A 23,963-nucleotide genomic window follows, 5' to 3' on the forward strand; every position below is an offset into this window, starting at 1 on the left:
CATGATTCAGGCCCGTCCACGTCTTGCCACAACCTCTGGTGCCCTCTCGCGCAGCGGCCCAGTCTCCTCGGGGCCGGAGCGGCTATCCCGCCTCGCCGCTGACCACGAGGGCGTAGCGGACATCCGGGCCCGCCGCAGTCCAGCGGGACACCGAAATCGGCCTCGGGGAAGCCGCCGACGCCAAGGGTCGATCAAGAGCAAGGTGCCGACCCCGAGATCCTCGAAGTTCTCGGTCCCGGTGCGGCGGCGGTGGAGGGGTCAGGGGCCGAGGGCGCCGATCGGGACGACCGCCACGCCGTCGCGGCGTTCGTGGCTGTAGTCGCCCACCGCGGTCACCACGATCAGCTTGGTCGGCTCGCCCGCGGCGACCGTGTCTACGCGGTCCCGTAGTTTGAGCAGGCTGCGGGCGGCTCCTTCGATCGCCGCGTCGCCGCCGAGTTTCACTTCGACCGCCAACCATTCGCCCGCCGCGGTCTCGAGGACCACGTCCACCTCCAGGCTGGTGTTGTCGCGGTAGTGGTAGACCTCGGCGTCGCAGGCATCCGCAAAGACCCGCAGGTCGCGCACCACCAGCGACTCGAACAGCAGGCCCAGGAACCCGAGATCGCGCCCGAGGCGTTCGGGCCCGGCGCGGAGTGCTGCCACCGCCAGCGACGGATCCACGAAGTGCCGCTTGCCGGCTCGGCGCAGGCGAGACCGCGACCTGAGGCGCGCGGACCAAGCGGGCTGGTCCTCGACGACGAAGACCCGCTCCAGTGCGTCGAGATAGGAGCGCACCGTGTCGCGGTGCAGCGGTTCGTCGCCGCCGGCGTCGGCGCACAGGCTCGCCAAGCTCGCCTCAGTGGAGGTATGGCGGGCCATCGATCTCAGCAGTCGCCGCATGGCCGCGGGGTTGCGGCGCGAACCGGTGGCCAAGCCCACGTCGATTCGAACGGTCTCCTCAAAGTAGTCCCGCACGTACTGTTGCGCCTCGGCCGGCGGACTGGTGCGGCGGGCCGGCCATCCGCCACGACAGAGCGCTTCAATCACGTCGGTGAGGCCGATGCCGCTGGCCTGACCCGCGACGCGCTCGGAGGCCAGCAGGCTGCGCAGCGACACCGAGCCGTTGGAGAGGCCCGTCTCGTACAGCGTCATCGGACGCAGCCGGATCCTGGAGATTCGCCCGGCGCCGCTGTGCCTGATCTCGTCGTCAGCAGGCACCGCGGAACCCGTAAGGATGAAGCATCCCGCCCGTCCCCTGGTGTCGCTGGCGCGACGCACATGATTCCAGAGCGGCGGCACATGCTGCCACTCGTCGAGCAGTCGGGGCTCGGGACCGTTCAGGATCGCATCAGGGTCGAGTTCGGCCAGTGCGCGGGCCCGGCTGTCGGTGTCGAACCGCACCTCGCTCTGCGCCCGTTGCCGAGCGCTCTCGGTCTTGCCCACGCCTCGGGCACCCTCCAGAACCACTGTCGGAGAGGACCGGAGGCGAGAAGCCATGATGTCGTCGACCACCCTTGGGGCATAGCCCATACAGCGAGCGTAGGGTCGCCGAACACATTCTGCAACACTTCGGACCAACGTTCTGCAACTATTGCAACCGTCACTCTGCAATAGTTTGAACCAGCATTCTGCAACACTGCTGCGCCGGAGACAGCGCTCAGGCGAAGACCACCTCGAAGCTCACCGCGTGTCGGACGCCGAGCCGTTCCCCGTCGGCTTCGGCGTTCGGGCGCAGGAACGCCTCGGGATCGGCCATCGGGCCTTCGAGCGTCGCCAGATAGACGGCGTGCGCCGCCAGCGAGGCGAATCCGGCCTCGAGGTGGCCGGTGACGTCGACGGCGTGGGTGGGCTCGGGCGAGCCGCCGAAGGCGATGAACCGCACGCCGCCCCAGGCCTCGAGACCATTGGCGGCCAGTTCGGGGAACATCCACGGGTTGGCGGCGTCGCGCACGGCGTCGATGAGGGCGCGCCCCACGTTCCGGTGGTCGACGTGGTTCCACGAGCCGCCCCCGAAGGAGTCCCGATAGTTGATGGACAGAACCGCCTCGGGACGGTGGCGGCGGATGCAGGCGGCAAGGGCGCGGCGCAGGTCCAGGTCGGCCATGACGCAGCCGTCGGGAAAGCCGAGGAACTCCACGTCGCTGACACCCACGGCGGCGGCCGAGGCCCGCTGCTCCGCTTCGCGCAGCGGCCCGGTCTCTTCGGGGGCCAGCGCGGCTATCCCGGCCTCGCCGCTGGTCGCGAGGGCGTAGCGGACGTCCTTGCCCGCCGCGGTCCAGCGAGCGACGGCCGCCGCCACCCCGTACTCCAGGTCGTCGGGATGCGCCACCACCGCGAGCGCCCGCTCCCAGTCCTCGGGCAGGTGCAGCAGATCCCCGGCCATCCCACGACGATAGGCGGACCCGCCGGCCGCGGCGCCGGCGGGCGGCAGATACCGGCGGGGGCGTACAATGGGCTCGTGACGGTTCTGGCCCCGCCGCCGGCGGGGCCTTCGATTCGGGATGCCGAGCGCGCCGCGGAGGCGTTGGCGGAGGCGGGGGTTCCGGTGGTGCTGCTGCACGGGTCGGTGGCGCGAGGCGAGCAGCACGCCGACAGCGACATCGACATGGTGGCGGTGCTGGACGACTTGGACTACTCCGACCGCTGGCGGCGGCGGTACGAGTTGGAGACACTGGCTTCTGAGGCCGCAGGGTGGCCGGTGGAGGTGTTCGTGACCGACCGCCCGGAGTGGCGCCACCGCAGCCTGCGGGTGCGCACATCGTTCGAGGCGGGCATCGCTCCTGCGGCGGTCGTGATGCGCGAGCTGCCGCCGGATGGCGTGGACTGGACCAAGGAGATCGGCATGCCCGCCAGCGACTTCGATGAGGCAGCGGCCTCGCTGCAGAACACGAACCAGGGCCTCAGCGAACTTCGCAACGAACTCGAGCCGGGCGGCAGCGAAACAGAAGCGCACGCCGCGGGCGACGCGCTCGATTATTCAGTCGAGGTTGCAGGTCGCTTGAGGGGCGTGTGTTCCCGGTCGCAGTCGGCGATGGAGAACTCACTGAAGGCCTTGGTGCATCTGTACGCCGACGAGGCTCCCGGGAAGGCGCACTCCCTGAATGGACTGGCGCACAGGATTCCCCAGCGGCTGCGGCCCGATGTCGCCGATGCGACGGCGGGCCTCGACCTGCCTGAGGTCTCGAAGTGGCGTCAGAGGGGCACCTACCCGGCGGACTTTCCGGACACGCCCCTAGAGGACCTGGTCGTCGCCGCCCACGCCTTCGCCTCGGCGGCGTGCGCCCTCGGCAGGCTGGCCGCGCAGCACGTCGCCGCCGCCGCGCCCGCCACGCCAGCGGGGACGCGCCCCGCTGCGGGCGCCGCGGACTGGGAGGCGGCGAGAGCGGCGAGGCTCTGCGCAGGAATCGAGTCGGTCCTGGCGGGCTGGGACCTTGCGCGGGACACGCCGACGGCGCAGATGGGGATACCCGAGCCTCCCGAATAGCCCGTTTTGCTAGCGCAGGACTCGCCGGTAACATTCTGCAACACTTGAGACCAACATTCCGCAAACTTTGCAACCGGGATTCTGCAACATTCTGGGTTTCTCCCGCTTGTTCGGCACCACCACACCCCGCCGATACCCAAGCGCCCGATCACGGTCCCAGCGCCGTGAGGGGGAGCACGGTGCGTCACAGGACATTCGAGCAGGCAGTCGCCCTGTAAAGCCCATATTGCAGGCAATCCACCGCCCACTTTGCCGGCAATCTACTGTCCACTTTATGGGTGCTGTAGGCCCCATGTTGAGGGGCGATTGGAACCCAGATTGCAGATCTCGGTCAGCCTGGCCGCAGGACGCTCTGCCCGCGGCGCCGGCCGGGGCGGCGGGTACCGTTGCGCCGATGGCCGGCGCGGGCGACGTGTTCGCCGAGTTCTGGGACACGAAGGGCTACGTCGTGGCCGACGGTGCCATGGGCACGCGGCTGTTCGCCCTGGGGCTGACCTCCGGCGACGCGCCGGAGCGCTTCAACCTGCTGGCCCCCGGGAGGATCCGCGACGTGCACCGCGGTCACGTGCGGGCGGGTGCCGACCTAGTGCTGACCAACAGCTTCGGCGCCAACCGCGCCCGGCTGCGCCTGCACAACCTCCACGAGCGCACCCTGGACTTGAACGAGGCCGCCGCCCGCATCGCCCGGGAGGCCGCCGAGGCGGAGTGCCGCCGCGACCCCCGGACCGTGCTGGTGGCCGGCTCGATGGGGCCGACGGGCGAACTGCTGGAGCCGCTGGGAGCCATGACCGCGGCCGACTGCGAGCAGACCTTCGCCGAACAGGCCGAAGGTCTGGCGCAGGGCGGCGTCGACCTGCTGTGGATCGAGACGATGAGCGACCTCGGGGAGGTGGAGGCCGCCGTGCGCGGTACCCGCCGGGTCTGCGACCTACCGGTGGCGGTGACGATGAGCTTCGATGTCGCCGGACACACGATGATGGGGACGACCGGGACGGAGATGGCCGAGCGGCTCGGCCCGCTGGAGCTGGCCGCCCTCGGCGCGAACTGCGGCAACAACCTCGCAGACACCGAGGCCGCCGCGCTCGATATCGCCGCCGCCCTTCCCGAGGTCCCGGTGGTCTCCAAGCCGAACGCAGGGATCCCCTACTGGAGCGGCAACACCTTCCACTACACGGGAACGCCCGAGATGCTGGCGGCCCACGCCCGGCGGGCACGCCAAGGCGGCGTGCGGATCATCGGCGCCTGCTGCGGCAGCACCCCCGACCACATCGCTGAGATCGCGGCCGCCCTCGCCGGTGGCCACCCGGGGCCGGCAATCAACGGCCCCCCGGCCGGAGGGCGGAAACCCTCCCGGCCAGCGCCGACCCCCCACCGCGCCCGATCCCGTCGGCGGCGGCCCTGACCCCCGGGCGACGAACCCGCCAACCCCTGCGGCGCGGCCGCGTCGCCGGCGCGTCCTTCGTCACGATGCCGCCCGGGTTCGCGTCGAGCGCTGCTGGCGTCTCGTGTCACACCCCTCACTTATTCTGGTCCTAGCATCAAGCAGCCGTTGCCGGAGGGTGCAAGAAGATGACAGAAGTTGACGAGGCGTTGACCAGAAAGGGGGCGACCGACCGCTTCAGCAGGACCTCTGCCACGACCGTCCGAAGACTTGCGAGCTGGCGGAAGCTGCGTGGGCCCAAGGCAGGGCGTACCTGCCGGTGCTTCCTTCGTTCCGACCTTGTTGCCTACGTCCGCGGTTGGCGCGGAGCTGTGTCATGACTGTTCTCGGAACGGTACGCCCCTTTATCGAAGTTGATCGAAAGGGGCTGGAGCTGCGGCGGTTTAGGCCTCGGTTGAGTTTCGGGTATCAGCAGGATCTGCTTGCACTTGTGCAGGATCTTGACGGGCAACCAGTCGAAGAGCGGATCGTTCGGATTCGTTCGAGCATCGATACTGCCGAGACGCAGCGCTTGATGCTTCGCGAACGCGGTGTGAGTCCCGACGATGTCGAACCGACGATCGTGTACCTCGGAAGCCTACGGGTGCTACGGGATCTGACTCTTCAGGGGTGGGTTGCCGGTGCCGACGATGAAGGGGTATACGTCGTTCCACCATCCCTCACCTCGGCGGGTGAGGATCCCTCCGAAGCCAAGAGCGATCTGCGCAGTTCCTTCCGTTTCGTGTTGGCAGACCAGTTGCACACCCCATCGGTGGGAGCGTTCGTCCGACGGATGGAGGGGCGCGGAATCGACAAGGTCTTCGCTGATGGCCCCGAACTCGCGTCTCGACTTGAGAAGGCTGCACGCAAGGGCAGCCCAGGACAGGCGATGCGACCTGTGCTCGAATTGGTCGACGGCAATGTCCGGGATGCGGCAACCGGGCTACGTCTCCAAGACATCTGGCGGTATGCCCGGCTCCAGTGGTCGATTCCGTACCAGCCGACTCCAGGACGCAATCTCCACTATCTGGTCCGGGACGAGCGAGGCCCGGGCCGACCCATCGTCGGCATCGCTGCGTTGGGCAACGCGATCTTGGGCCTGAACCAGCGGGATGACGCGCTCGGCTGGTCGATAGACGCGCTATCACGACGTTACGATGACTCCAGCCCAGAGGATCAAAGCAGTCTGGCTCGGCATTTGGCAGCGTTTGCCCTAGCGGAAGTCGATCGCGTCTACACCCGCGATTTCAACTTGGCCGGACTCAGTTCTGAAGAGAAGATCCGTTATCTCGGAGACATCGAGGCCGCCGCCGACAGCGCGCGCAGAGCCGCACTCGCCGCAGCAGGCGACGAGAGGACCGCCGAGTACGAACTGATTCGAAAGGCGCACAATCTTGTGCAGGACGGCAACGCCGACACGGTCAACTGGGAAACAATTGCCAAGACCCACCTCTATCGACGGAAGCGTGCGGCACACCTCGCCGACACTCTTCGCGCCATCGACATCTTCGATCGAGCAGGTCTCGACGAGGATCCGCTCGCATTGCCAGACTTGTTGGCAACGGCGGACGGGCGCCGGGCCGTCGAGATCGTGCTGCGACGGATCAAGCAGCAGGCGATCGCCGAGAACGTCATGGAGATAATCACATGCGGTGCTGTCGCTCCGTACCAGCAGGTGCTCGGCGGCAAGTTGGTCGCGATGCTCATGACGTCGCCGCAGGTGGTTGCTGACGTTCGAGAGCGCTACGACGGGCGAGTCAGCCTCATCGCATCCGGTATGGCGGGACGTGCGATCGTGCGGACGCCAGCGTTGTCGATGTTGACAACCTCCAGCCTCTACGCGTTCGGCTCCGCCCAGTACAACCGGATTCGAATCCCAGGCGAGGACACAGCCGACGACATTCGATACCGGCGGGTGGGATCTACCGAGAGCTACGGAACGGTGCAGTTCTCGTCCGACACAACGGAGACGCTGACTGCCGCAGCCCGACTCGCAAACAGCAAACGGCGTTTGGTCAACAATCTCTTCGGAGAGGGCATGTCTCCCAAACTGCGCTCATTGCGGCTTGGCCTCGAAGCGCTCGGCTTGGCACCCGACGAATACTTGCGACATCACTCGCCCCGGTTGCTCTACGCCGTGCCCTTGGTGTCGAATGCTGACGAAGTGATGCTGGGACTCAGTCGTGAGCCTCGCTACATCCTGCCGGTGTCGGGGGGGTCGGCCACGACCGTCGCCATCGCCCAGTACTGGTTTGACCGGTGGGTCAAGGCGCGTCTGGAGCGTCCGGACACGATCGAACGAGTTCGGTCCCTTCATCGAGATGTCCATCTCGTGTCCCGGGTGGCCAGCGACCTCAGGGTCTTGAACGACTCGATAGCGGCTGACTCAGGCGATCTGAGCGAAGTAGTGGAGATCGACTCGAGGCGGATCTCCAACAGCGACGAGCCGATCAGCTTTGTCGAGAGGCTCTACCGAAACAGGAACAGCTTCGCAGATCGGCTCTCCGCCGAGGAACTGAACTGGATCCATGTCGATCTAGGTCTTGATCAGTTCGTCCTCGACGCTGTCGAGGAGGACTGCCAACTCATCATCACGGGAAATCCCGGCGACGGCAAGACCTTCATCATCCAGAGGTTACGAGCGGAGTTGGAGCGCAGGGGGACGACGGTCTTCACTGACGCGAACGCTTGCACCAATAAAGAGATCTTGGCCGCTTGGCGCATGTGCGAAGAGAAGCGGGTGCCTTTCGTGCTGGCGATCAACGAGTGGCCTCTGTTCGAGTTGCAGCGGCTCGCCAGACAGGGGGGTTTTGCTCCGGTCGATGAGGCGGTTCGCCAAGTACAGGAAGCCATCTACTACGGGCAGGCACCCGACTCCGAGCAAGGGCGTGTCGTTGTTGTTGACCTTAGCCTCAGGAATGTCCTGGCCCCGCCGGTCACGACGAATGCCCTGCAGCGCCTCATTGCCGACCGGTTCATCGGCCAGCTTGACGACTTGGATCCGGCCAAGACCAACGTCAACAGGCTTCGACACGAGCGAGTTCAGGAACGGTTGGCTGCGCTGCTCGAACATGTTGGTCGACGGGGCCACCACACCACAATGCGCCAACTCATGGGGTACATCGCCTACATCCTCACCGGCGGAACAGGATCCACTCAGCGCTTGAGAGAGCTGACGGGCACGCGCTTCGTATACGCCACTCTCGCCTTCCAAGGCGGGGATGGTCCACTGTTCGACCTGGTCCGCACTGCCTTCGACCCGGCGCGGACCACCCATCCCCGATATGACGAGGAGTTGTGGCGGGGAACAACGCGCCCAGCGGACTGGATCGACCCATCCGACGTGCCCGGAGCAGTGGCGGCGTGTCCCGAAGTGAACCGCAAGCGCTTCTTCGAGGTAGCGAAGCGCCGGTTTTTCTTCGAGCACGCGGCAGGGCACGAGTTGCTGGGAGTTCTTCCTCGCGACGAGGCCGAGTTCGACGAGGTACTCCACGGTGGCACTCAAGGCGACGTCCTGATCGTGCGGACGATGGTGCTGGCAATCAATCGGTTCTTCGAGCCCGATGCCCCAGATGATGACAGTGAGTTGACTCTGTGGCAGTCCCACCGCTATGACGTGCGAGCCCCGGCCGCATTCGTGGCTCTGCATCGTGCGAGTGCGAATGCCATGATGGTCGAGGGGCCATCACTTGCATCGTGGGTCGATCGGTGGCTCCGCCCTGAACTCCGCCGGGTTACGCAATTCGCGCTTCGAACCGCGGATCATGGCGGCCGGCGACCGGCCCTCTTGATCGATCGCGAGCTATATCTCACCCTCAAGGACGCGGCTGTCGGACTCGGCCAATCGACCTGGTCGCGAAGCATCGCCCGCAAGGTGACGAGGTTCGTCGATGAGGTTCATCGCTTGCGTCCCCCGCCTGGTGCGATGGTCGACCTGCACATCCGTAACGTTGACAACAACCAAATGGTGCGGGTGCGGATTCAACGCGATCCGGCGAGGTACCAGTTGTGAGCGTTGTGTCGATCGAGACGCCAGATGTGCTCCTTCGCCGGATCTACGACGAGGAGTTCGGCTTCCTGCCCACCAACAAGTCGATGAAGCCGGTACACGTCGCGAACGGGCTAGCCCGCCGAGTGGTGGGAGCGACCAACGATTTCCGACCTTTGGCGAAAGTGATCCGCCAGTACGTCACCAAGCAGAAGGCCGGGTATCTCGAGGAGCGCAATCCCAACGCGGCCATCATCGAGGCCTACCCCGACAAGTTCCAAGACTTGCACCGCAACCCGCCGCCGGATGAGCGACTCACGTCGTTCCGTGCGCTCGCCAAGGACACACTGGGCGCCGACGGCGCCGTCTTCGAGTCCGGGCAGTCGTCATTCACGCTGTCCCATCAGCGGATGATCACAAATGACGCTTCCGACAATGGCTCAGGAGACTTCCTGGCGGGCCTGCTAACAGCTGGCAGCGGTCCGGTAGTCGCGACGGATCTGTTGCGTGATCTGCTTGATCGGGACACTGACCCGTGGACGATGATCGCCTGGCCGATGCTCGACGTTGGCGCCGGGTCGGACGCGGATTTGTCAGGCGTAGCGCGCACTCGGGCTGAGCGCGTATCGGCCGATCTGCTGGCAGTGGGGGAGGACGGTCAGATTTCCTCCCCGACTCTTCGACAACTGCGCCGGCGCTTCGACCAACTGGCTTCGCACGAGAAGCAGGGCGAGAAGCTCACGACGTTGAGACGGCTAGTCCTGTTCGGGTGTTTCGCGATCCACGTACACATGATTCACCGCTGCGCGGACGTCATGCGCGATGGAGCGAGACCCCCCATGCTGCTGGACATGTGCGACGGACGTCGCCGTTCGTTGCGGGAGGCCTCGGCTGCGACCCTTGAGGCTGGGCGGCGCGCGATCGAGCAGCTGGTGGTGTTCCGCATCCGAGAACATCTCGCAAGCGTGCTCGGGGAGGAAGAGCGCATTGAGCTGTATCTTGACGCTCTGCCAGACACTCCCGACAAGCAACTCATTGTTGACGTGTACCGGGCCGAGCGGGCCTCGCTGGGTGCAGTCGATGCCTTGGTCGAGGCGTACTGGAAGGCCGGCTACTCCGGTGTGGGCCCCAAGGCCGCCAAGGGCTACCCGTGGAACGCCCTGCGAGAGTTGGGCCGTCGCAGCGGCTACCTGTCTCCCTACGACGACCGAGGTCGCGGCGGTAAGGAGCACAAGCGTTACGGGGTCAACGCCGAATTCGCTGAAGTACTCGTAGCGTCCGTCGTTGCACCGGAGCAACCGCGACAATTCGATGAGTTCCTCGATGACTTGAGGGATGCATATGGCATCGTGGTCGGACGGCAGGGTGACTTCGACATCGTGCGCCGCAATGACCTGCGGTTGGGTGCCGACCTCCCACGTTCTGTGTCATTCAACGAGAACGACCTGCGCCTCAACGTGAACCAATTCAGAGATCTCTTGGTCGACATCGGATTCGCGAAGACCTACGCCGACGGAAGGACGATCGTTACAACCGATGAGGGCCGGCAACTATGAACTCGGCTCAGATGGCAGACGAAGCCAGCCGGGAGGCAACCCTCATTGCGGAACTCTTGGCGCACGCAGTCCGCAACGCTGAGGGCAACACCGGTGTGCTCATACGCGACCTCCACCTCGACTCCGCTGCAGTGTGCGCGCAGTTGCGGCGACTCGGTGAAGAAGGGCTCGACCTAAGGATCGCCTACCTGAACCCAGACGCTTCAGAGGCGGCCTTGGGCGCCGGGATTCCGAGTGAGGAATTCGATACTTCTGTTGAGCAGGCGGAACGCTGGCGCAACGAGCGCGGCCTTGACGCGCTGATCGTGGTTGTCTCAGAGTCCGACCAAGCGAAGCTGACCTCACTCGAGGACTTCGTCTTGATTGGACCATCGAGCCTGCGAGGACTGTTGGTGGAGCGGGCGCAACTCGAACTATCAGAGATCAACGACGTGCTGCCGCGATGGTGGGGCATCATCGGCCACGATGAGCAGACTTCGTTCATCGATCTACTCGACTACTTCCTTGCGCTGGAAGGACTCGGGCCGGAGCAGGTTAAGGAAGCGGCGGCCACCAGCATCAACATGCTCGGGCTCCTGCCAGACCCCGCCCTCTTCGACGATCCGAACGAGAATCAGCTGCGGAAGCGACTGGAGGAGAATCGCGTACTCGCGCTGCGGCTCGCGAACTTCAGTGAGGATGACCGAGCGAAGGTCGACGCCGCGTTGGCCGCGGAGGAAGACCATGAACGCCGGGCGCGATTGCAGGCTCAACTGCGCACGCTGCAGCAGCATCGACGCGGCGGAGAGATGGCGCTCTCAGCGAGCGACGCTCGCGAACTGCTGAAAGCCAAGGCGCGAAAGCCCAAGCCGAAGCCCAAACCGGAACCAAACGGCGACGCCCCCGACGATCCGCCGCCTCCGCAGCCGAGCAGCCTGACTGCGCTCGCAGCAGGAGCACTGTTGCGACCGACCGCTGACAACGCTGAGCCTGACGATGCTGACTCGCGGGAGCCTGACGATGCCGACGACACTGCGCCGGCCTCGTTGGCCCAAGCCGTGGAGGAGTTGACAAGCGAACTCGACAACCTCGAGCAAACCGTCCGGCCGGAGCCGATTCGCGTGACCTTGCCATCCGGGACTCAGATCGACGGCGAGGTGCAGACCGATGTGCTCGCGTTGGTAGGACGGATGGTCGACGAGTCCAGGTGCGGCGGCCTAGCCCGAGTGTTAGGCGCCGACATCGCCGCGATGGTTCGCAACTTCCAGCAGTCGGCTGAACTGATCGAGTCTTGGGACTTGGCGAAGATCGCCTATCTCATCGAGGCTTTCGCCGAAACGGACTCCCACTTCGACCCAATCCGTCAAGCGTTCGAGCAATACGGTGCTGCTCGTCGTGATCTCTTGCCGATGGTCCGCGAACTGTGCGTAGAACCGTTGCTCGTTGCCGTCAGCCCCTCGTCAGCCCCACTAGTTGCAGCGGTTGTCGACACGTACCAATGTCTAGTGACAACCTTGCGAGACGACCACACGGCGCTGCATGAGGCATTTGCGGAGGATGCTCGGGCGCTCCTTGAACGCGTCCTGCTTATCGACACAGTTTTCCTGGACAACGGTTCATCGCTCGTTGCTCTGCTGACACCGCTCCATCCGCTTCTGCTGTGGCATTACATGGAATATACTCGAGTACTTTCGAATCAGCGAGACTTCCTTGAAATTCGTGACCGGGAGTTGGTCTTCTCTGAACTCGACCGCAATGGCGTGCCGCTGTTTCTTCCCTCACTGGGGGTCCCGCGGCTTGTCTCCCAGCACGGCGCCTTGAGTTTGCCCTACGCCGGCAAGTTCGGCAGTCTCCCGCAGTTCAGCGAGACGGCAAACGCCAGTGACCCGAAGGATGGCCTCGAGCCCATCAGGAAGCTTCTGGAAGCCTTTATCGACATGCATCCTTCATCGGCTGAGGGGCTGCGACTGGCTGTGCTTGAGCCACCGGACGCTGCCCAGTTCCTGCTCGCGTGTTGCGATCTGGCCGACCGGAAGGATGCCAAGCTGCGTGGGGCCCATATCACCGTGCTGCGTTCACGCGCAGGCGTCGGCACCGAACTGGACCTATCGGCCGATGAGGAACGACGTATACAACAGCGCTTCGGCGATCACGCGAACCGCCGCTTTACCTTCGAGACGATTCGAGTAGCCGAGGAGGACCTAGCGCCACCCGATGGGCTCATGTGCCACATCTACATCGCAGTCGACCAGACCAAGCGGTTGCACGCCAACGCCTCTGGGCAACCACAGAGGATTCAGCCTCTCACCAACCGGCGCCGGCTTGCATATCGACTGAGCAGTGACACGCTCGACTTGGAGCCGGAGCCGGGGGGCATCCTGGCCGACTACTCCAAACTCGCTCAGTTAGCCGTTGGTTCGACCATCCTGTCTTATTCGCTGATCCACCAAGCGGAAGACTTGCGCGCCCGACTTCAAGAAGGCGCTCGGCAGGTGCCGTGGTACGTCGTGATTGATGGCCACGTAGACCGGGATCTCGAGATAGGTGGTCTCCGGATCTTGACCGCCCGAGAGCGCACGCGCGATGTGGCCGCCTTCACGCGAAGCAGCGACGCTTTCCGGCGCAGCCTCCGCGACGTAGTGCGTCAGTTCAATACCTCGGTCAACGATGATGCCCTCGACTCCATCTTGGTGTCTCTCAGCGAACTGCTCGACGCAGGCCTGCTGGCCTTGCGTCCGGGCAAGTCCGGAGAGATCGTGGTTCCCCACGTCAAGGGCATCCTCGGGATGATGGTCTCAGTCAAGCATCTGCGCGACACTGCGCCGCCAGGGCTTGACCGGATCGTTCTGAGTCTGGACAGTGAGGAGGCGCGACGCTGGCTCCATTTGCACGACAACAAGGACAACTCGCGATCGGATCTGCTCGTCATCGACGGCGCAGACAGTCAGTTCACCGTCACGATCGTCGAGGTCAAGGCCCATCAGAACGCCCCTGCCGAATACTCGGTGACTGACGGCATCGTCACCGGTCCTGCCATCGACCAGATGTTGTCGACGTACCGGATCCTCCGTCCCGTCTTCGACCCTTCAACGACTGAACTCCTGTTGACGCCATCAAGGCGCGAAGTCATCCGTGAGCACCTGTACCGAGAACTGACGAAGGCCTCCTACGACAGGACCACCCGGCGACGCTGGGTGCAACTCGTGCGCCAACTCCTTGACGAAGGCACCCAAGTCGATCTGCGCTGCGAACTCATCCATGTGCAGTTGGGAGTAGCGGCGACAAGTCTCAAACCCCGACGCGAAGTGCGGGCCAGGATTGAGGACGAACTCGTTCCCGTTTACTTGCAGCACCTCAACGAGGACGGCGTACCGGAACTGGAGGCGGCCCTCACGCCACCCGAATCGCAACCGAAGCCGCCGCATGTGGGGCCTACGAGCGACAGCCGCCGCCCGCCAAGCGGTAGTCCCGCTGGAGCTACCGCTGAGGCTCCTCTGCAAGCCGAGAAGACTGAGGCGGCAACGCCCGACAGCAACATCGAAGCGGCCACGCCCGTCGCCGACGATCCGATCACGGGTCGCCCACGCGTGTTGATCGGCGCTGCATCAGGCTCCTTCAGGGGTGGGCGCGAGATCTTCTTCGACCCTCAAAGCCCCGACGAGAAACTCAACAATCCGCACATCTCGATCACGGGTGAGACCGGGACTGGCAAGACTCAGGCAACGAAGGCAATCCTCAGCGAACTCCTCCCGCTCGGCATCCCGGCTCTCATCCTTGACTTCAAAGACGACTACGCCAAACCGGACTACGCCGCCGTGGAGGGTCTCACCGTCCACGATGCGTCACTTGGAGCGCTGCCGTTCAATCCGATGGTGCCGCCAATCGACAAGATGACCGGCTACGCCAATCCCACAGCACATCTGCACGAACTCTCCAACACGCTGCAGCGCATCTACGGGCTGGGTGACCAGCAGGCCTTCGCTCTCCGCGAAGCGATGAAGGAGACCTACGCCATCGCCGGTGTTGGCACCAAGCCCTTCGTCCCGGATCCCTCCCAGCAGTACCTCCCGTTCGAGGCGATCAAGGACGTGTTGGTGCGAGAGAAGTCCACAACATTGCTCGGGCGACTGTCTCCGGTGTTCGATCTCGGGGTGTTCAGCGAGGGTGATGCTGCTCTCAAGTTGTCTGACCTGCTCGAAGCACCGACCGTGATCAGGCTCAGCCAACTGCCCGGCGACCAGGTGAAGAACGCCGTCGCCGAGTTCTTCCTGATGGCGATGCACTCCTATCTCATGCGACGCGAACAACCCCACGTCCTGCGACAGGTGCTCGTGCTTGACGAAGCGTGGCGACTAGTCTCCTCGCGCTTCCTCAAGCCATTGATGCTCGAGGGCCGTGCCTTCGGACTAGGCGTCATCGTGGCGACACAGTTCCCGCGTCACCTGCCCGAGGAGATCTCAGGCTCGACAGCGACGCGCCTGTTCTTCGGTCAGACGAAGGCCGAGCAGGTCCGCGAGATCCAGCGGACGCTGGTCGGCAAGACCAGCGGTCCCGACGCGGACAACGTCGATCGGGTGGTCCGAGCTCTCGCACCGCTGGAGTGCGTCATGCAGAACGCGCAGCACGCGCCATGGGTGCGCGTGAAGGTAATGCCCTACTACGCGCGGCTCAAAGAGGAACTTTCTAACGAATAGGCGCTACTCGTCCAGCGAGCATCGTCTGAGCGTCCTACCCGGTTGGTCGGACAGGTGCTGCGATCTGAGGGGTCCAGTGCGTTGGGGCCTCGCGAGTCCGACAGTAAGACGTGTCGAGACAAGGAGGTGCAACGCACTGCCTGGGAGGGCCAGCCCTCGGACCCCAGTCGGCCCGGCCCCGGAGGCAGGCCCCGTACAATGCCCCCGGCATGCGCGAACAGCCCGCGGGGGAGCCCTTCGAGCCGCACCCGCGGCGCTGGCTGATCCTCGCCGTCCTGTGTTCGTCGATGGTGATGGTCTTCAGCAACCTCGGTTCGATGAACGTGGCCCTGCCGACCATGCAGACGGCGCTGGGGGCCAGCGGCTCGGACCTGCAATGGATCACCGACGCCCACATCCTGACCTTCGCCTGCCTGCTGCTGCCGCTCGGCGCGCTCGGTGACCGCCGAGGTCGAAAGGGGGTGCTGCTCGCCGGGACCGTGATCTTCGGGGTGGCCAGCGGGCTGGCAGCCTTCTCGACAACCGCCGGGCAGGTGATCATCTACCGGACCGTGATGGGTGTCGGCGCCGCCCTCGTCATGCCCGCGACGCTGTCGATCGGCGCGGTGATCTTTCCGGCGTCGGAGCGAGCCAAGGCCGTCGCCGCCTGGTCGGCGGCCGCCGGGCTGAGCGGGATGCTCGGTCCCGTCATCGGCGGCGTCCTGCTCCGGTACTTCTGGTGGGGCTCGGCCTTCCTGTTCACCGTCCCCGTTGCCGGGGTGGTCCTGGCGCTGGTCGCCTGGATCGTGCCGACGTCCCGAGACGAGGGACGACGGCCGCTGGACGCGGTCGGCTCGGCGCTGTCGATCGTGGCGCTCGGCTGCCTGCTGTACGGGATCATCGAAGGCCCCGAACTGGGATGGCGCAACCCTTGGGTGATCGGGGGCTTCGGCGTGGCGGTGGTGGGATTCTGGGCCTACGCCCGCTGGGAGCGCCGGGTCCGGTTCCCCATGCTCGACCCGGCGTACTTCGGCAACCGGGTCTTCACCCTCGGGGCCGTCTCCGCCGTCTGCACCTTCTTCGCCCTGTACGGCATCGTCTTCATCCTCACCCAGTACTTCCAGTTCGCGCAGGGCCTCACGCCGCTCGGAGCGGGTCTCCGGATGCTGCCCGTCTCGGTGGTCGTGTTCCTGATCGCACCCCGCATCCCCGCCGTGATCGCCCGATCCGGCACGCGGGCCACGATCAGTGCCGGGCTGGTGATTACCGCCGCCGGGATGGCGACGATAGGGATGCTCAGCGCGGCGTCGCCCTACTGGCCCGCCGCAGTGGGCCTCCTGGTGCTGGGCACCGGGCTCGCCGTGACCATGCCGACCGCCACACACGCCATCGTCAGTTCGCTCCCGCCGCACAAATCCGGCGTCGGCTCGGCCCTCAACGACATGACACGCGAAACGGGCGGGGCGATCGGCATCGCGCTGCTGGGCTCGCTCCTGTCGGTCGGCTACCGGCAAGGGATCTCCGGGAGGCTGGGCGACCTGCCGGCGGAGGTGGCCGAGGCTGCCTCCGACTCGATCGGCGGCGCCCTCGGCGCCGGCGGCGAGCTGCCTGCCGAGGCCGCCGAACGGCTGCATGGTCTCGCGGTGGATGCATTCGACCGGGGGATGACCCTGGCCGCCTGGGTTGCGGCCGCCGTGCTGGCGCTCGTCGCGGTCATCGTCTACCGGATGTACCCGAGGCACCGAACCGTCACCCGTCCGGTCGCGCCGGCGGAGGCGGGCGCGGAGAGCGGCTGAGGCCGGCCGATGCCCCCGCCCGGCGAGATCATCGATACCGTCCCCCGTCCGATCGCGTCGGCGGAGACGGGCGCAAGCGCCAGGGACGCCTGAGGCCGGCCGATGCCCAGCGCCGACAGGACCGTCGGTCGTCGTGACCTGATCTCCGACCTCGCCGCCGCGGTCGGCGCCCGCCACACGCAGACCGACGAGGACATCCTGGCCCCGCTCCTCGTCGACGAGCGCCGGCGCTACCACGGCGACGCCCTGGCGGTGGTCTCGCCCGCCGACACCGCTGAGGTGGCGACGGTGATGCGCCTCTGTGCCGCCGCCGGCGTCGCCGTGGTTCCCCAGGGTGGCAACACGGGACTCTGCGGCGGGGCCACCCCTCAGCGCGAGGTGCCGTCGGTGATCCTCAGCCTGCGGCGCATGCGCGAGGTGCGCCGCATCGACCGGCTGGGCCGCACGATCACCGTCGGCGCCGGCGGCACGGTCGCCGAGGTTGCCGGCGCGGCCGCGGCCGCGGGCCTGCTGTTCCCGCTCAGCTTCGGGGCCGAGGGCACCGCTCAGATCGGCGGCGCCCTGTCCACCAACGCCGGCGGGACCAGCGTGCTGCGCTACGGCAGCGCCCGCGCCCTCACCCTGGGCCTGGAGGTGGTGCTGGCCGACGGCACGGTGGCGCGCCTGGGCCGCGGGCTGCGCAAGGACAACACCGGCTACGACCTGAAGCACCTCTTCGTGGGCAGCGAAGGCACCCTCGGCGTGATCTGCGAGGCCACCCTCGCGCTGCACCCGCTGCCGCGCCAGCGGGCGACGGCGATGGCTGCCCTCTCCGCCGACGCGGCGCCCGCGCCAGCGACCGGCGCGGGTGGGGCCAGTGCCGGCTTGGAGGTGCTCGGCCGGTTGCTGGACGCGAGCGACGGGCGCGTCAGCGCGTGCGAGTGGCTGAGCCCCACCACTCGCCTGTTGGCCTGCGCGCAGCCGGGCGGCGCCCGGGATCCGTTCGGTCCCGGCACCGAATCCCTGCTGCTCGTCGAGTTGACGTCGGGCCGGGCGGGCGATGATCTGCGACGGCTGCTTGAGGAGGTGCTTGCCGGTGCTCTCGCTGACGGTCTGATCTGCGACGCCACGGTGGCCGACGGCACGGCCGCCGCCGAGCGGCTGTGGCGGGTGCGCGAGGCGCCGCCCGAGGCCGAGAAGCGCTCTGGAGGCTCCGTCAAGTACGACATCGCCGTCGTGCCCGACCGGATGCCCGTGTTCTTGGAGCGGGCGGCCGTCGCGGTCGGCACAGTCCTCCCCGGCGTGCGCATCAACGCCTTCGGCCACCTCGGCGACGGCAACATCCACTTCAACCTGCTGGCACCGTCCGGGACGCCCCCGGACGCGCTCTTCGACCGCGAGGAACGCCTGACCGAAGCGGTCTTCGACGTGGCCGAATCCCTCGGCGGCAGCTTCAGCGCCGAGCACGGCATCGGCCAGCGCTGGCGCCACGAACTCGCCCGCCGCAAGCAGCCCGCAGAGCTGGACCTGATGCGCCGAATCAAGGCCGCCCTCGACCCCCACGGCGTCCTCAACCCCGGCAAGGTACTCTGAGCTTGGATGGCTGTGGAGATCCGCGGCAGGGGTACAGCGCGGAGCGCCGCCCGCGGCGCCGACTCGAGTGGGACGGGCTCCATGGCCGATCGCACTGTCGACGGCGCCCGCCAGCCTCCGACTTGTCGATCGCGGCACCGTCGACGGGATCTGGCCGCCATCGCAGCGGTGGTCGCCATTGTCGCGGCCGCCGCGGCACCCCCGGTCGCGGCACAACAAGGCGACGATGCGGTGCGCATCGTCGCCTTCAAACTCCCCGAGGGGCGCATCGAGTCCGGACTCCAGCAACGACAGGACGACGACACCTGGGGCGACCTCCGATTGCCCCGCGTCCGCTTCTTCCCCACGACCGCCGCCGTGGGCCGCTGGCTCGCCACCTCGGCGCTCACTGTGGGCGACGACGAGGTGCGCATCGTGGCCCGCAAACTCCCCGAGGGGCGCATCGAGTTCGGACTCCAGCTACGCCAGGACGACAGCACCTGGGGCGACCTCCGATTGCCCCGCGTCCGCTTCTTCCCCACGACCGCCGCCGTGGGCCGCTGGCTCGCCACCTCGGCGCTCACTGTGGGCGACGACGACGTCGACGTCTCGCCAACCACCACCCGATATTCCGCCGTGTCTGTCGGCGGTTATCACTCGTGTGGGCTGCGCAGCGACGGCAGCATCATCTGCTGGGGCGACAACAACTCTGGACAGGCGGAGGTGCCCGCCGGTCAATACACCGCCGTATCCGCCGGCGGTGTGCATTCGTGTGGGCTGCGCAGCAACGGCGTCCTCGCCTGCTGGAGCGGCAACAGGTATGGCCGGGTGGACGTGCCCACCGGGTGATAGACCGCCGTATCCGCCGGCTTGTCTCTATTGATACCGCAACCGGCATGCCGCGGACTGTTGCAGAAGAGAAGCGCACCCTACGCACCTCGACCCAGCAGGAATCCTCAACCCCGGCAAGTTGCTCTAAGCAAACGCTCCCCGCCTCTACAGAGTTCCGCACCTCCCGCGTTGGTATCGGGACCGCCGGATTGCCGCAACCAAGGCATTCGTGATCTGCCGCTGGCGGCGGTCGTAACCCAAGTGGGCACACATCTCATCAAGGAGTTCTTCGTCGGTGCGCCTGCGACCGTCCGACATGATCCAATCGACGAGTTGGACCAGTCGATTGAGGTCGTGCTCTTGAATGGGGCGACCGCGCGGCAGCGAGGGATCGCTGCCCCGACCGGAGGCTTCGGCCCGTGCATCCGCTGGTCGAGCGCCAGCCGCGTCACGACCAGCGATTCGCCCCACGACATACTCCTGTGGCCCACGTCGCGCACCCGCTGGTCGAGCGCTGGCCGCGGCGTCGCGACCTCCTGAGGCGTCGACAGCGTCGCCGTTCTTCGCCTGTGCGATGGCACGGTACAGTGCCTCCTTAGGGATCGCGCTCTCGGTGCAGCGCACGGGCGTAGCCCGACAGCGCGGTGCGGGACTCCTCGAGGCGCTGGTGCAGCTCCGGCTGATCCGCAGGCGACACCGCAGCGATCGCAGCCAGGGACTCGTCGAGAAGTCTCGCAAGTTCACGGCGACGCGGCGTGCCGCCGTGGAAGTCCATGACGAACCCTTCGAGTCCGACGCTCGTGAGTCTCTTGGTGACGGCGTCGATAGCCGCCCGTTTCTCGGCCACGAACAGCACGCTGCGGCCCCGCGCCATCATGGTGGCGATGACGTTGGCGATGGTCTGGCTCTTGCCCGTCCCCGGCGGCCCCTGCAGCACGAACGACTCGCCCGCGAGCGCCGCGTTGACGGCCCTGTTCTGCGACGAGTCGGCATCAAGCACCAAGTATTCGTCAGCCGGCGGCGTGGCGTCGGGCAGAGACGGATCGACGTTGTGACTGTGATCGCTGCGAAGCAACACTCGTGCATCACCGTCACCTGCGACGGCCGCGATCAGATCGTGGTCCGCGAGCGCAGCGAGATTGTCCTCGATCTCAGAGGCGCCGCGTCGGTGCAGACCCACGTTGCACATCAGCACCGGCGAGATCCAGCGTCCCGAGTTTCAGATGGCGGTAGTGCAGCAGCCTGTTGCGTCCCGACACGTCGGTCAGGTCACGCGCCCATTGCTGTGCTGCACGACGGACGCGTTCGATCCGGGTCACCGGTCAATCATTGCGCGACTCCCGCCGAGTCGGACAATCGCAGTGCAGTCCCCTGACGCCCGACTCGACCCCGCGGAGTGCTCACCTTGGCAGGGTCGCCTGAGGTGAGCGCTGGGCCAGTACGCCCGCCACTATCTCTCGTGGCCTAGTTGAACCTTCTGGATGCGATCCCTGTAGACGACGTAGAGGAACGGACCCGGCTCTTGGCAGGCCCTTGCGATAGCGGGCAGACGCCGCAGGAACTGCTCAGCCATCTCATCGGCGGGAAGGTTGCGGCCGGCCAAGCAGAAGCAGCGAACCCTGAACCTCTCGATGGCTTCCCGCTCGTGCGGGTGGTAGCGGATCCGCTTGTCCTTCATCAGGACTGCCCAGCCACGCGAACCGGCGAGTTCCAGCCACTCCTCGTCGGGAACTGTCTCGTCGCCGGGAACGCCGTCGTGCTCGCTGAGCGTCGTCAACGTGAGGCCAGCATCGCGCAGCAATCGGGGAACCTTGAGTCGATCCAGGCTGCGATCCAGAAAGAGATCAGGCAGCTCGGCGGGATGTGACACGGATGACGTCCTCGAGCTCGCCAACCGGGACGCCGAACTCTGCGGCTGTCTCCAGAAGTGTCTCACCCGCCCAGAAGCGCTCGAGCACATCCTCCACCCGTGCCCCCGCACGAGCGAAGATCGGTGCCCCGAACGACCTCTTTGGATCCGCTACGACCTCGGCAAGCTCGTAGGCCGGCACGGAAATCACAGTCGCGTAGCCGTCATCCCCGTAGGTGATCCGGCGAAGATACGACTGGATGATCTCGACGAAAACGCGCTGGTTGCTACGAACTATAACGAGATCAAGCGCGCAGTTGCCCTGGTCGGTGCCTCGACAGCTCTCCCCGTAGTCGTACAACACCTCAGCGCCGTCGGTGTAGAGCTTCTCCGACGCCAAGGCGTATTCGACGCCGATTTCGCTCTTCAGCGCGTCCAGAGCCGGGCGGATTCGCTGCATCGGGACGCCGCTACGACGGATCGCCGCCAAGACGAGCGCCTCTACGAGCCCGACGAATGGAATCGTCGGCTCACCGGGACGATCCGCCTGCATCGCAGTAAGGATCGGGGCGCCGACGATCGGGCGGCGTCCGGGCGGACGACGCACGTAGCCCTTCGCCCACGACGCAAGCGTCGAGTAGGGCACGTCCACGATAAGGGCCGCTTCGGCCACCGTGTACAGCGGCACATCGAAGCGGATTCGTTCAGCCCTCGTCAACCGACACCTCCCTGCCGTGTGCACATTCAACCACGGTTCGATGAGCGTGCAGACCCTTTCGCGGAGGTCGTGTCCGGCAACCCAGATGTTGGTACCTCGACCGGCATGCCGCGGACTGTTGTAGAAGAGAAGCGCACCTTACGCATCTGCACTGAAGTCCGAGGGGCGCGGCACGTCGCCGCGAGGAGGGAGCGACCCGCTCAGACCTGGGTCATCGTGCCGTTGTCGATCACGGCGCGGTCGCCGACGAGGGTGCGGTACCAGGCGCGGCGGCCGTCGATCCAGACGTGTACGTCGAGGCGGTCGCCGGGGAAGACGGGAGCGGTGAAGCGGCCGTACATGCCGCCGAAGCGCTCCGGGTCGCCGTCGCAGACGGCGTGCAGCAGCGCCCGCCCGGTGAAGCCGTAGGTGCACAGGCCGTGCAGGATGGGCCGGTCGAAGCCCGCCCGGGCGGCGAAGGCCGGGTCGCTGTGCAGCGGGTTCCGGTCGCCGTTCAGGCGGTAGAGCAGCGCCTGGTCGGTGCAGGTGGTGTAGCTCACAATCTTGTCCGGCGCCCGGTCGGGCCGGTCGGTGCCCGGAGCCGACGGCCCGCGGTCGCCGCCCCAGCCGCCCTCGCCCCGCAGCACCAGTGTGGCCACGTTGGTGTACAGCGGCTGACCGTCGGCGGTGTCGGCGGCGCTGGAGGTGATCTCCACCACGGCGGCCTTGCCCTTGTCGTAGACGCCGGTGATCTTGGCGACCGTGCTGATGGTGGCCTCGGTCGGAAGCGGGCGGTGCAGCGTGATCCTCTGCTCCCCGTGCAGCAGCAGCGCAGGGTTGAACGGCCCGAGGTGCCGCATGGGATTGTCGGGGTTTCGGCCCATCCCGTCGCCGAGAACCACGCACATGGTGGGCAGCGCCTTCTGCGTGACCTCGTGGCTGTTCTCGGTCGTGAACTCCAACTCGGCGCCGACGGGATCGTCCATGCCGGCGCCCACGCCCAAGGCGTACAGCAGGCAGTCCTTGGAGTCCCAGCTGCTCTCGACGGCTGAGCCCTCGGCTCCCAGAGCGTCGGGGTTGATGGGCATGGCACGCCTCCTGGGCTGATCGGCGACGGTGCTGCAACACTACCGAGCGGCCGCCGGCAGCCGTGAGCCAGGGGGCCGCGCTCCTAGGATGAGCGTCCCATGAAGGCCGTTCGCTGCATCGATGGGCGCATGCAGCTCTGCGACGTACCCGCTCCGGTGCCCGGCGACGGCGAGTTGCTGGTGTCGGTGGCCTCGGCGGGCATCTGCTCCTCTGACCTGCACATGGCTCGGCTCGGCCTGCTGGACCCGCAGATCACAGTCGGCCACGAGATCGCCGGCCGCCTGGGCGACGGCACCCCTGTGGTCGTCGAGCCGGTCACGCCGTGCGGGCAGCGGTGCGCCTTCTGCGACGGCGGCGACTACAACCTCTGCGGTGCGTCGGTGCGGCAGGTGCTGGGCATCGGCGCCGACGGGGGCATGGCCGAGTACGTGGCGGCGAACGCCGCCGGGATCGTGCCGCTTCCCAGCATCGGCGACGGCATACGCGACGCCTCCCTGGTGGAGCCGCTGGCGGTGGGCGTACACGGCCTGCGCCTGGCGAACCCCGGCGGCGGGCGGGTGCTCGTGATCGGCGGTGGCGCCCTGGGGCTGTGCGCGGCCGCCGCCGCCCGCCACAGCGGCGCCGAGGTGGCGGTGCTGGCCCGCCACGAGGCCCAGCGCGCCGCAGCCGACCGCATCGGTGCCGGCGAAGTTGGCGACGGCCGCTACGACCTCGTCGTGGACGCGGCCGGCACCCCCGAGGCGCTGGCCGAGGCCGCCCGCAGGGCCCGGCGGGGCGGCACCCTGCTGCTGCTCGCCAACTACTGGGGGACCGACATCGTGCTGCCGGGTGGGAGCGTCATGTTCAAGGAGCTGCGCATCGTCACCGGGATCATGTACGGGCGGGGACCCTCGGGCCGCGACATCGAGACGGCCGCCGCCGTGCTGGAGGACAACCCCGAGGTGGCCCGAGCGCTCGTCACCCACCGCTTCCCCCTCGACGCCGTCGACGAGGCCTTCGCCGCCGCCGCCCGGCGCGCCGAGGGCGCCATCAAAGTCGTCCTCGACCCGACCGCGAGCTGAGCCGGCC

General features: G+C 66.8%; 16 protein-coding genes. 9 read left to right on the forward strand and 7 right to left on the reverse strand.

Annotated features, from left to right (window positions below; translation table 11 throughout):
• Positions 1 to 258 precede the first annotated feature (258 nt).
• Both OXG55_07390 and OXG55_07395 read right to left on the reverse strand, forming a co-directional pair.
• Positions 259 to 1,512, reverse strand: a complete 1,254-nt coding sequence (locus tag OXG55_07390) for a DUF4143 domain-containing protein (GenBank protein ID MCY4103065.1) — start codon at positions 1,510 to 1,512, stop codon at positions 259 to 261.
• A 127-nt stretch (positions 1,513 to 1,639) separates the two neighbouring features.
• The gene (locus tag OXG55_07395) at positions 1,640 to 2,365 is read right to left on the reverse strand and encodes a PIG-L family deacetylase (GenBank protein ID MCY4103066.1); all 726 of its coding nucleotides are present in this window, start codon (positions 2,363 to 2,365) and stop codon (positions 1,640 to 1,642) included.
• A 75-nt stretch (positions 2,366 to 2,440) separates the two neighbouring features.
• Here OXG55_07395 and OXG55_07400 point away from each other — a divergent pair, with 75 nt between their 5' ends.
• The 8 genes from OXG55_07400 to OXG55_07435 all read left to right on the forward strand — a co-directional run bounded on the left by OXG55_07400 (position 2,441) and on the right by OXG55_07435 (position 19,278).
• Complete coding sequence (locus tag OXG55_07400; protein MCY4103067.1) at positions 2,441 to 3,466, forward strand: nucleotidyltransferase domain-containing protein; 1,026 nt, start codon at positions 2,441 to 2,443, stop codon at positions 3,464 to 3,466.
• A gap of 394 nt (positions 3,467 to 3,860) precedes the next feature.
• Entirely contained in the window at positions 3,861 to 4,868 is a 1,008-nt protein-coding gene (gene bmt / locus OXG55_07405; protein MCY4103068.1) for a betaine--homocysteine S-methyltransferase, read from the forward strand.
• Between the two features lie 355 nt (positions 4,869 to 5,223).
• On the forward strand, positions 5,224 to 8,898 hold the full coding sequence (locus tag OXG55_07410; protein ID MCY4103069.1) for a DUF4338 domain-containing protein: 3,675 nt from the start codon (positions 5,224 to 5,226) through the stop codon (positions 8,896 to 8,898).
• The gene (locus tag OXG55_07415; GenBank protein ID MCY4103070.1) at positions 8,895 to 10,430 is read left to right on the forward strand and encodes a hypothetical protein; all 1,536 of its coding nucleotides are present in this window, start codon (positions 8,895 to 8,897) and stop codon (positions 10,428 to 10,430) included. The genes OXG55_07410 and OXG55_07415 overlap by 4 nt, the downstream gene beginning before the upstream one ends.
• Positions 10,427 to 15,103, forward strand: a complete 4,677-nt coding sequence (locus OXG55_07420; GenBank protein MCY4103071.1) for a DUF87 domain-containing protein — start codon at positions 10,427 to 10,429, stop codon at positions 15,101 to 15,103. The genes OXG55_07415 and OXG55_07420 overlap by 4 nt, the downstream gene beginning before the upstream one ends.
• A 209-nt stretch (positions 15,104 to 15,312) precedes the next feature.
• The gene (locus tag OXG55_07425; GenBank protein ID MCY4103072.1) at positions 15,313 to 16,878 is read left to right on the forward strand and encodes an MFS transporter; all 1,566 of its coding nucleotides are present in this window, start codon (positions 15,313 to 15,315) and stop codon (positions 16,876 to 16,878) included.
• Positions 16,879 to 16,980: 102 nt separating this feature from the next.
• Complete coding sequence (locus OXG55_07430) at positions 16,981 to 18,450, forward strand: FAD-binding oxidoreductase (GenBank protein ID MCY4103073.1); 1,470 nt, start codon at positions 16,981 to 16,983, stop codon at positions 18,448 to 18,450.
• Between the two features lie 168 nt (positions 18,451 to 18,618).
• The gene (locus OXG55_07435; GenBank protein ID MCY4103074.1) at positions 18,619 to 19,278 is read left to right on the forward strand and encodes an RCC1 domain-containing protein; all 660 of its coding nucleotides are present in this window, start codon (positions 18,619 to 18,621) and stop codon (positions 19,276 to 19,278) included.
• A 577-nt stretch (positions 19,279 to 19,855) separates the two neighbouring features.
• Here OXG55_07435 and OXG55_07440 read toward each other — a convergent pair.
• The 5 genes from OXG55_07440 to OXG55_07460 form a co-directional block, all read right to left on the reverse strand.
• Positions 19,856 to 20,440 (reverse strand): AAA domain-containing protein, encoded by a 585-nt coding sequence (locus tag OXG55_07440; protein MCY4103075.1) that lies wholly within the window; start codon positions 20,438 to 20,440, stop codon positions 19,856 to 19,858.
• Positions 20,412 to 20,579, reverse strand: coding sequence for a hypothetical protein (locus tag OXG55_07445; GenBank protein MCY4103076.1), 168 nt, complete (start codon positions 20,577 to 20,579; stop codon positions 20,412 to 20,414). Before OXG55_07445 ends, OXG55_07440 begins: the two co-directional genes overlap by 29 nt.
• 131 nt (positions 20,580 to 20,710) lie before the next feature.
• Positions 20,711 to 21,130 carry a hypothetical protein gene (locus OXG55_07450; GenBank protein ID MCY4103077.1) on the reverse strand — a complete coding sequence of 140 codons (420 nt, stop codon included), beginning with the start codon at positions 21,128 to 21,130 and terminating at the stop codon, positions 20,711 to 20,713.
• Entirely contained in the window at positions 21,105 to 21,827 is a 723-nt protein-coding gene (locus OXG55_07455) for a DUF433 domain-containing protein (GenBank protein MCY4103078.1), read from the reverse strand. Before OXG55_07455 ends, OXG55_07450 begins: the two co-directional genes overlap by 26 nt.
• A gap of 200 nt (positions 21,828 to 22,027) precedes the next feature.
• A complete protein-coding gene (locus OXG55_07460; protein MCY4103079.1) occupies positions 22,028 to 22,894 on the reverse strand; it encodes a MaoC/PaaZ C-terminal domain-containing protein in 867 nt (288 codons plus the stop codon).
• A gap of 99 nt (positions 22,895 to 22,993) precedes the next feature.
• Here OXG55_07460 and OXG55_07465 point away from each other — a divergent pair, with 99 nt between their 5' ends.
• Positions 22,994 to 23,956 carry an alcohol dehydrogenase catalytic domain-containing protein gene (locus tag OXG55_07465; GenBank protein MCY4103080.1) on the forward strand — a complete coding sequence of 321 codons (963 nt, stop codon included), beginning with the start codon at positions 22,994 to 22,996 and terminating at the stop codon, positions 23,954 to 23,956.
• The last annotated feature ends 7 nt before the right edge of the window (positions 23,957 to 23,963 follow it).

The organism is bacterium, assembly GCA_026708055.1.
Classification (GTDB): Bacteria; Actinomycetota; Acidimicrobiia; order Acidimicrobiales; family CATQHL01; genus VXNF01.

What these genes read in the sequence shown, in the direction of transcription:
- OXG55_07390 (MCY4103065.1), bottom strand. Translation starts at nt 1,512, where the DNA reads ATGGGCTATGCCCCAAGGGTGGTCGACGACATCATGGCTTCTCGCCTC.
- OXG55_07395 (MCY4103066.1), bottom strand. Translation starts at nt 2,365, where the DNA reads ATGGCCGGGGATCTGCTGCACCTGCCCGAGGACTGGGAGCGGGCGCTC.
- bmt (MCY4103068.1), top strand. Translation starts at nt 3,861, where the DNA reads ATGGCCGGCGCGGGCGACGTGTTCGCCGAGTTCTGGGACACGAAGGGC.
- OXG55_07410 (MCY4103069.1), top strand. Translation starts at nt 5,224, where the DNA reads ATGACTGTTCTCGGAACGGTACGCCCCTTTATCGAAGTTGATCGAAAG.
- OXG55_07420 (MCY4103071.1), top strand. Translation starts at nt 10,427, where the DNA reads ATGAACTCGGCTCAGATGGCAGACGAAGCCAGCCGGGAGGCAACCCTC.
- OXG55_07425 (MCY4103072.1), top strand. Translation starts at nt 15,313, where the DNA reads ATGCGCGAACAGCCCGCGGGGGAGCCCTTCGAGCCGCACCCGCGGCGC.
- OXG55_07430 (MCY4103073.1), top strand. Translation starts at nt 16,981, where the DNA reads ATGCCCAGCGCCGACAGGACCGTCGGTCGTCGTGACCTGATCTCCGAC.
- OXG55_07460 (MCY4103079.1), bottom strand. Translation starts at nt 22,894, where the DNA reads ATGCCCATCAACCCCGACGCTCTGGGAGCCGAGGGCTCAGCCGTCGAG.
- OXG55_07465 (MCY4103080.1), top strand. Translation starts at nt 22,994, where the DNA reads ATGAAGGCCGTTCGCTGCATCGATGGGCGCATGCAGCTCTGCGACGTA.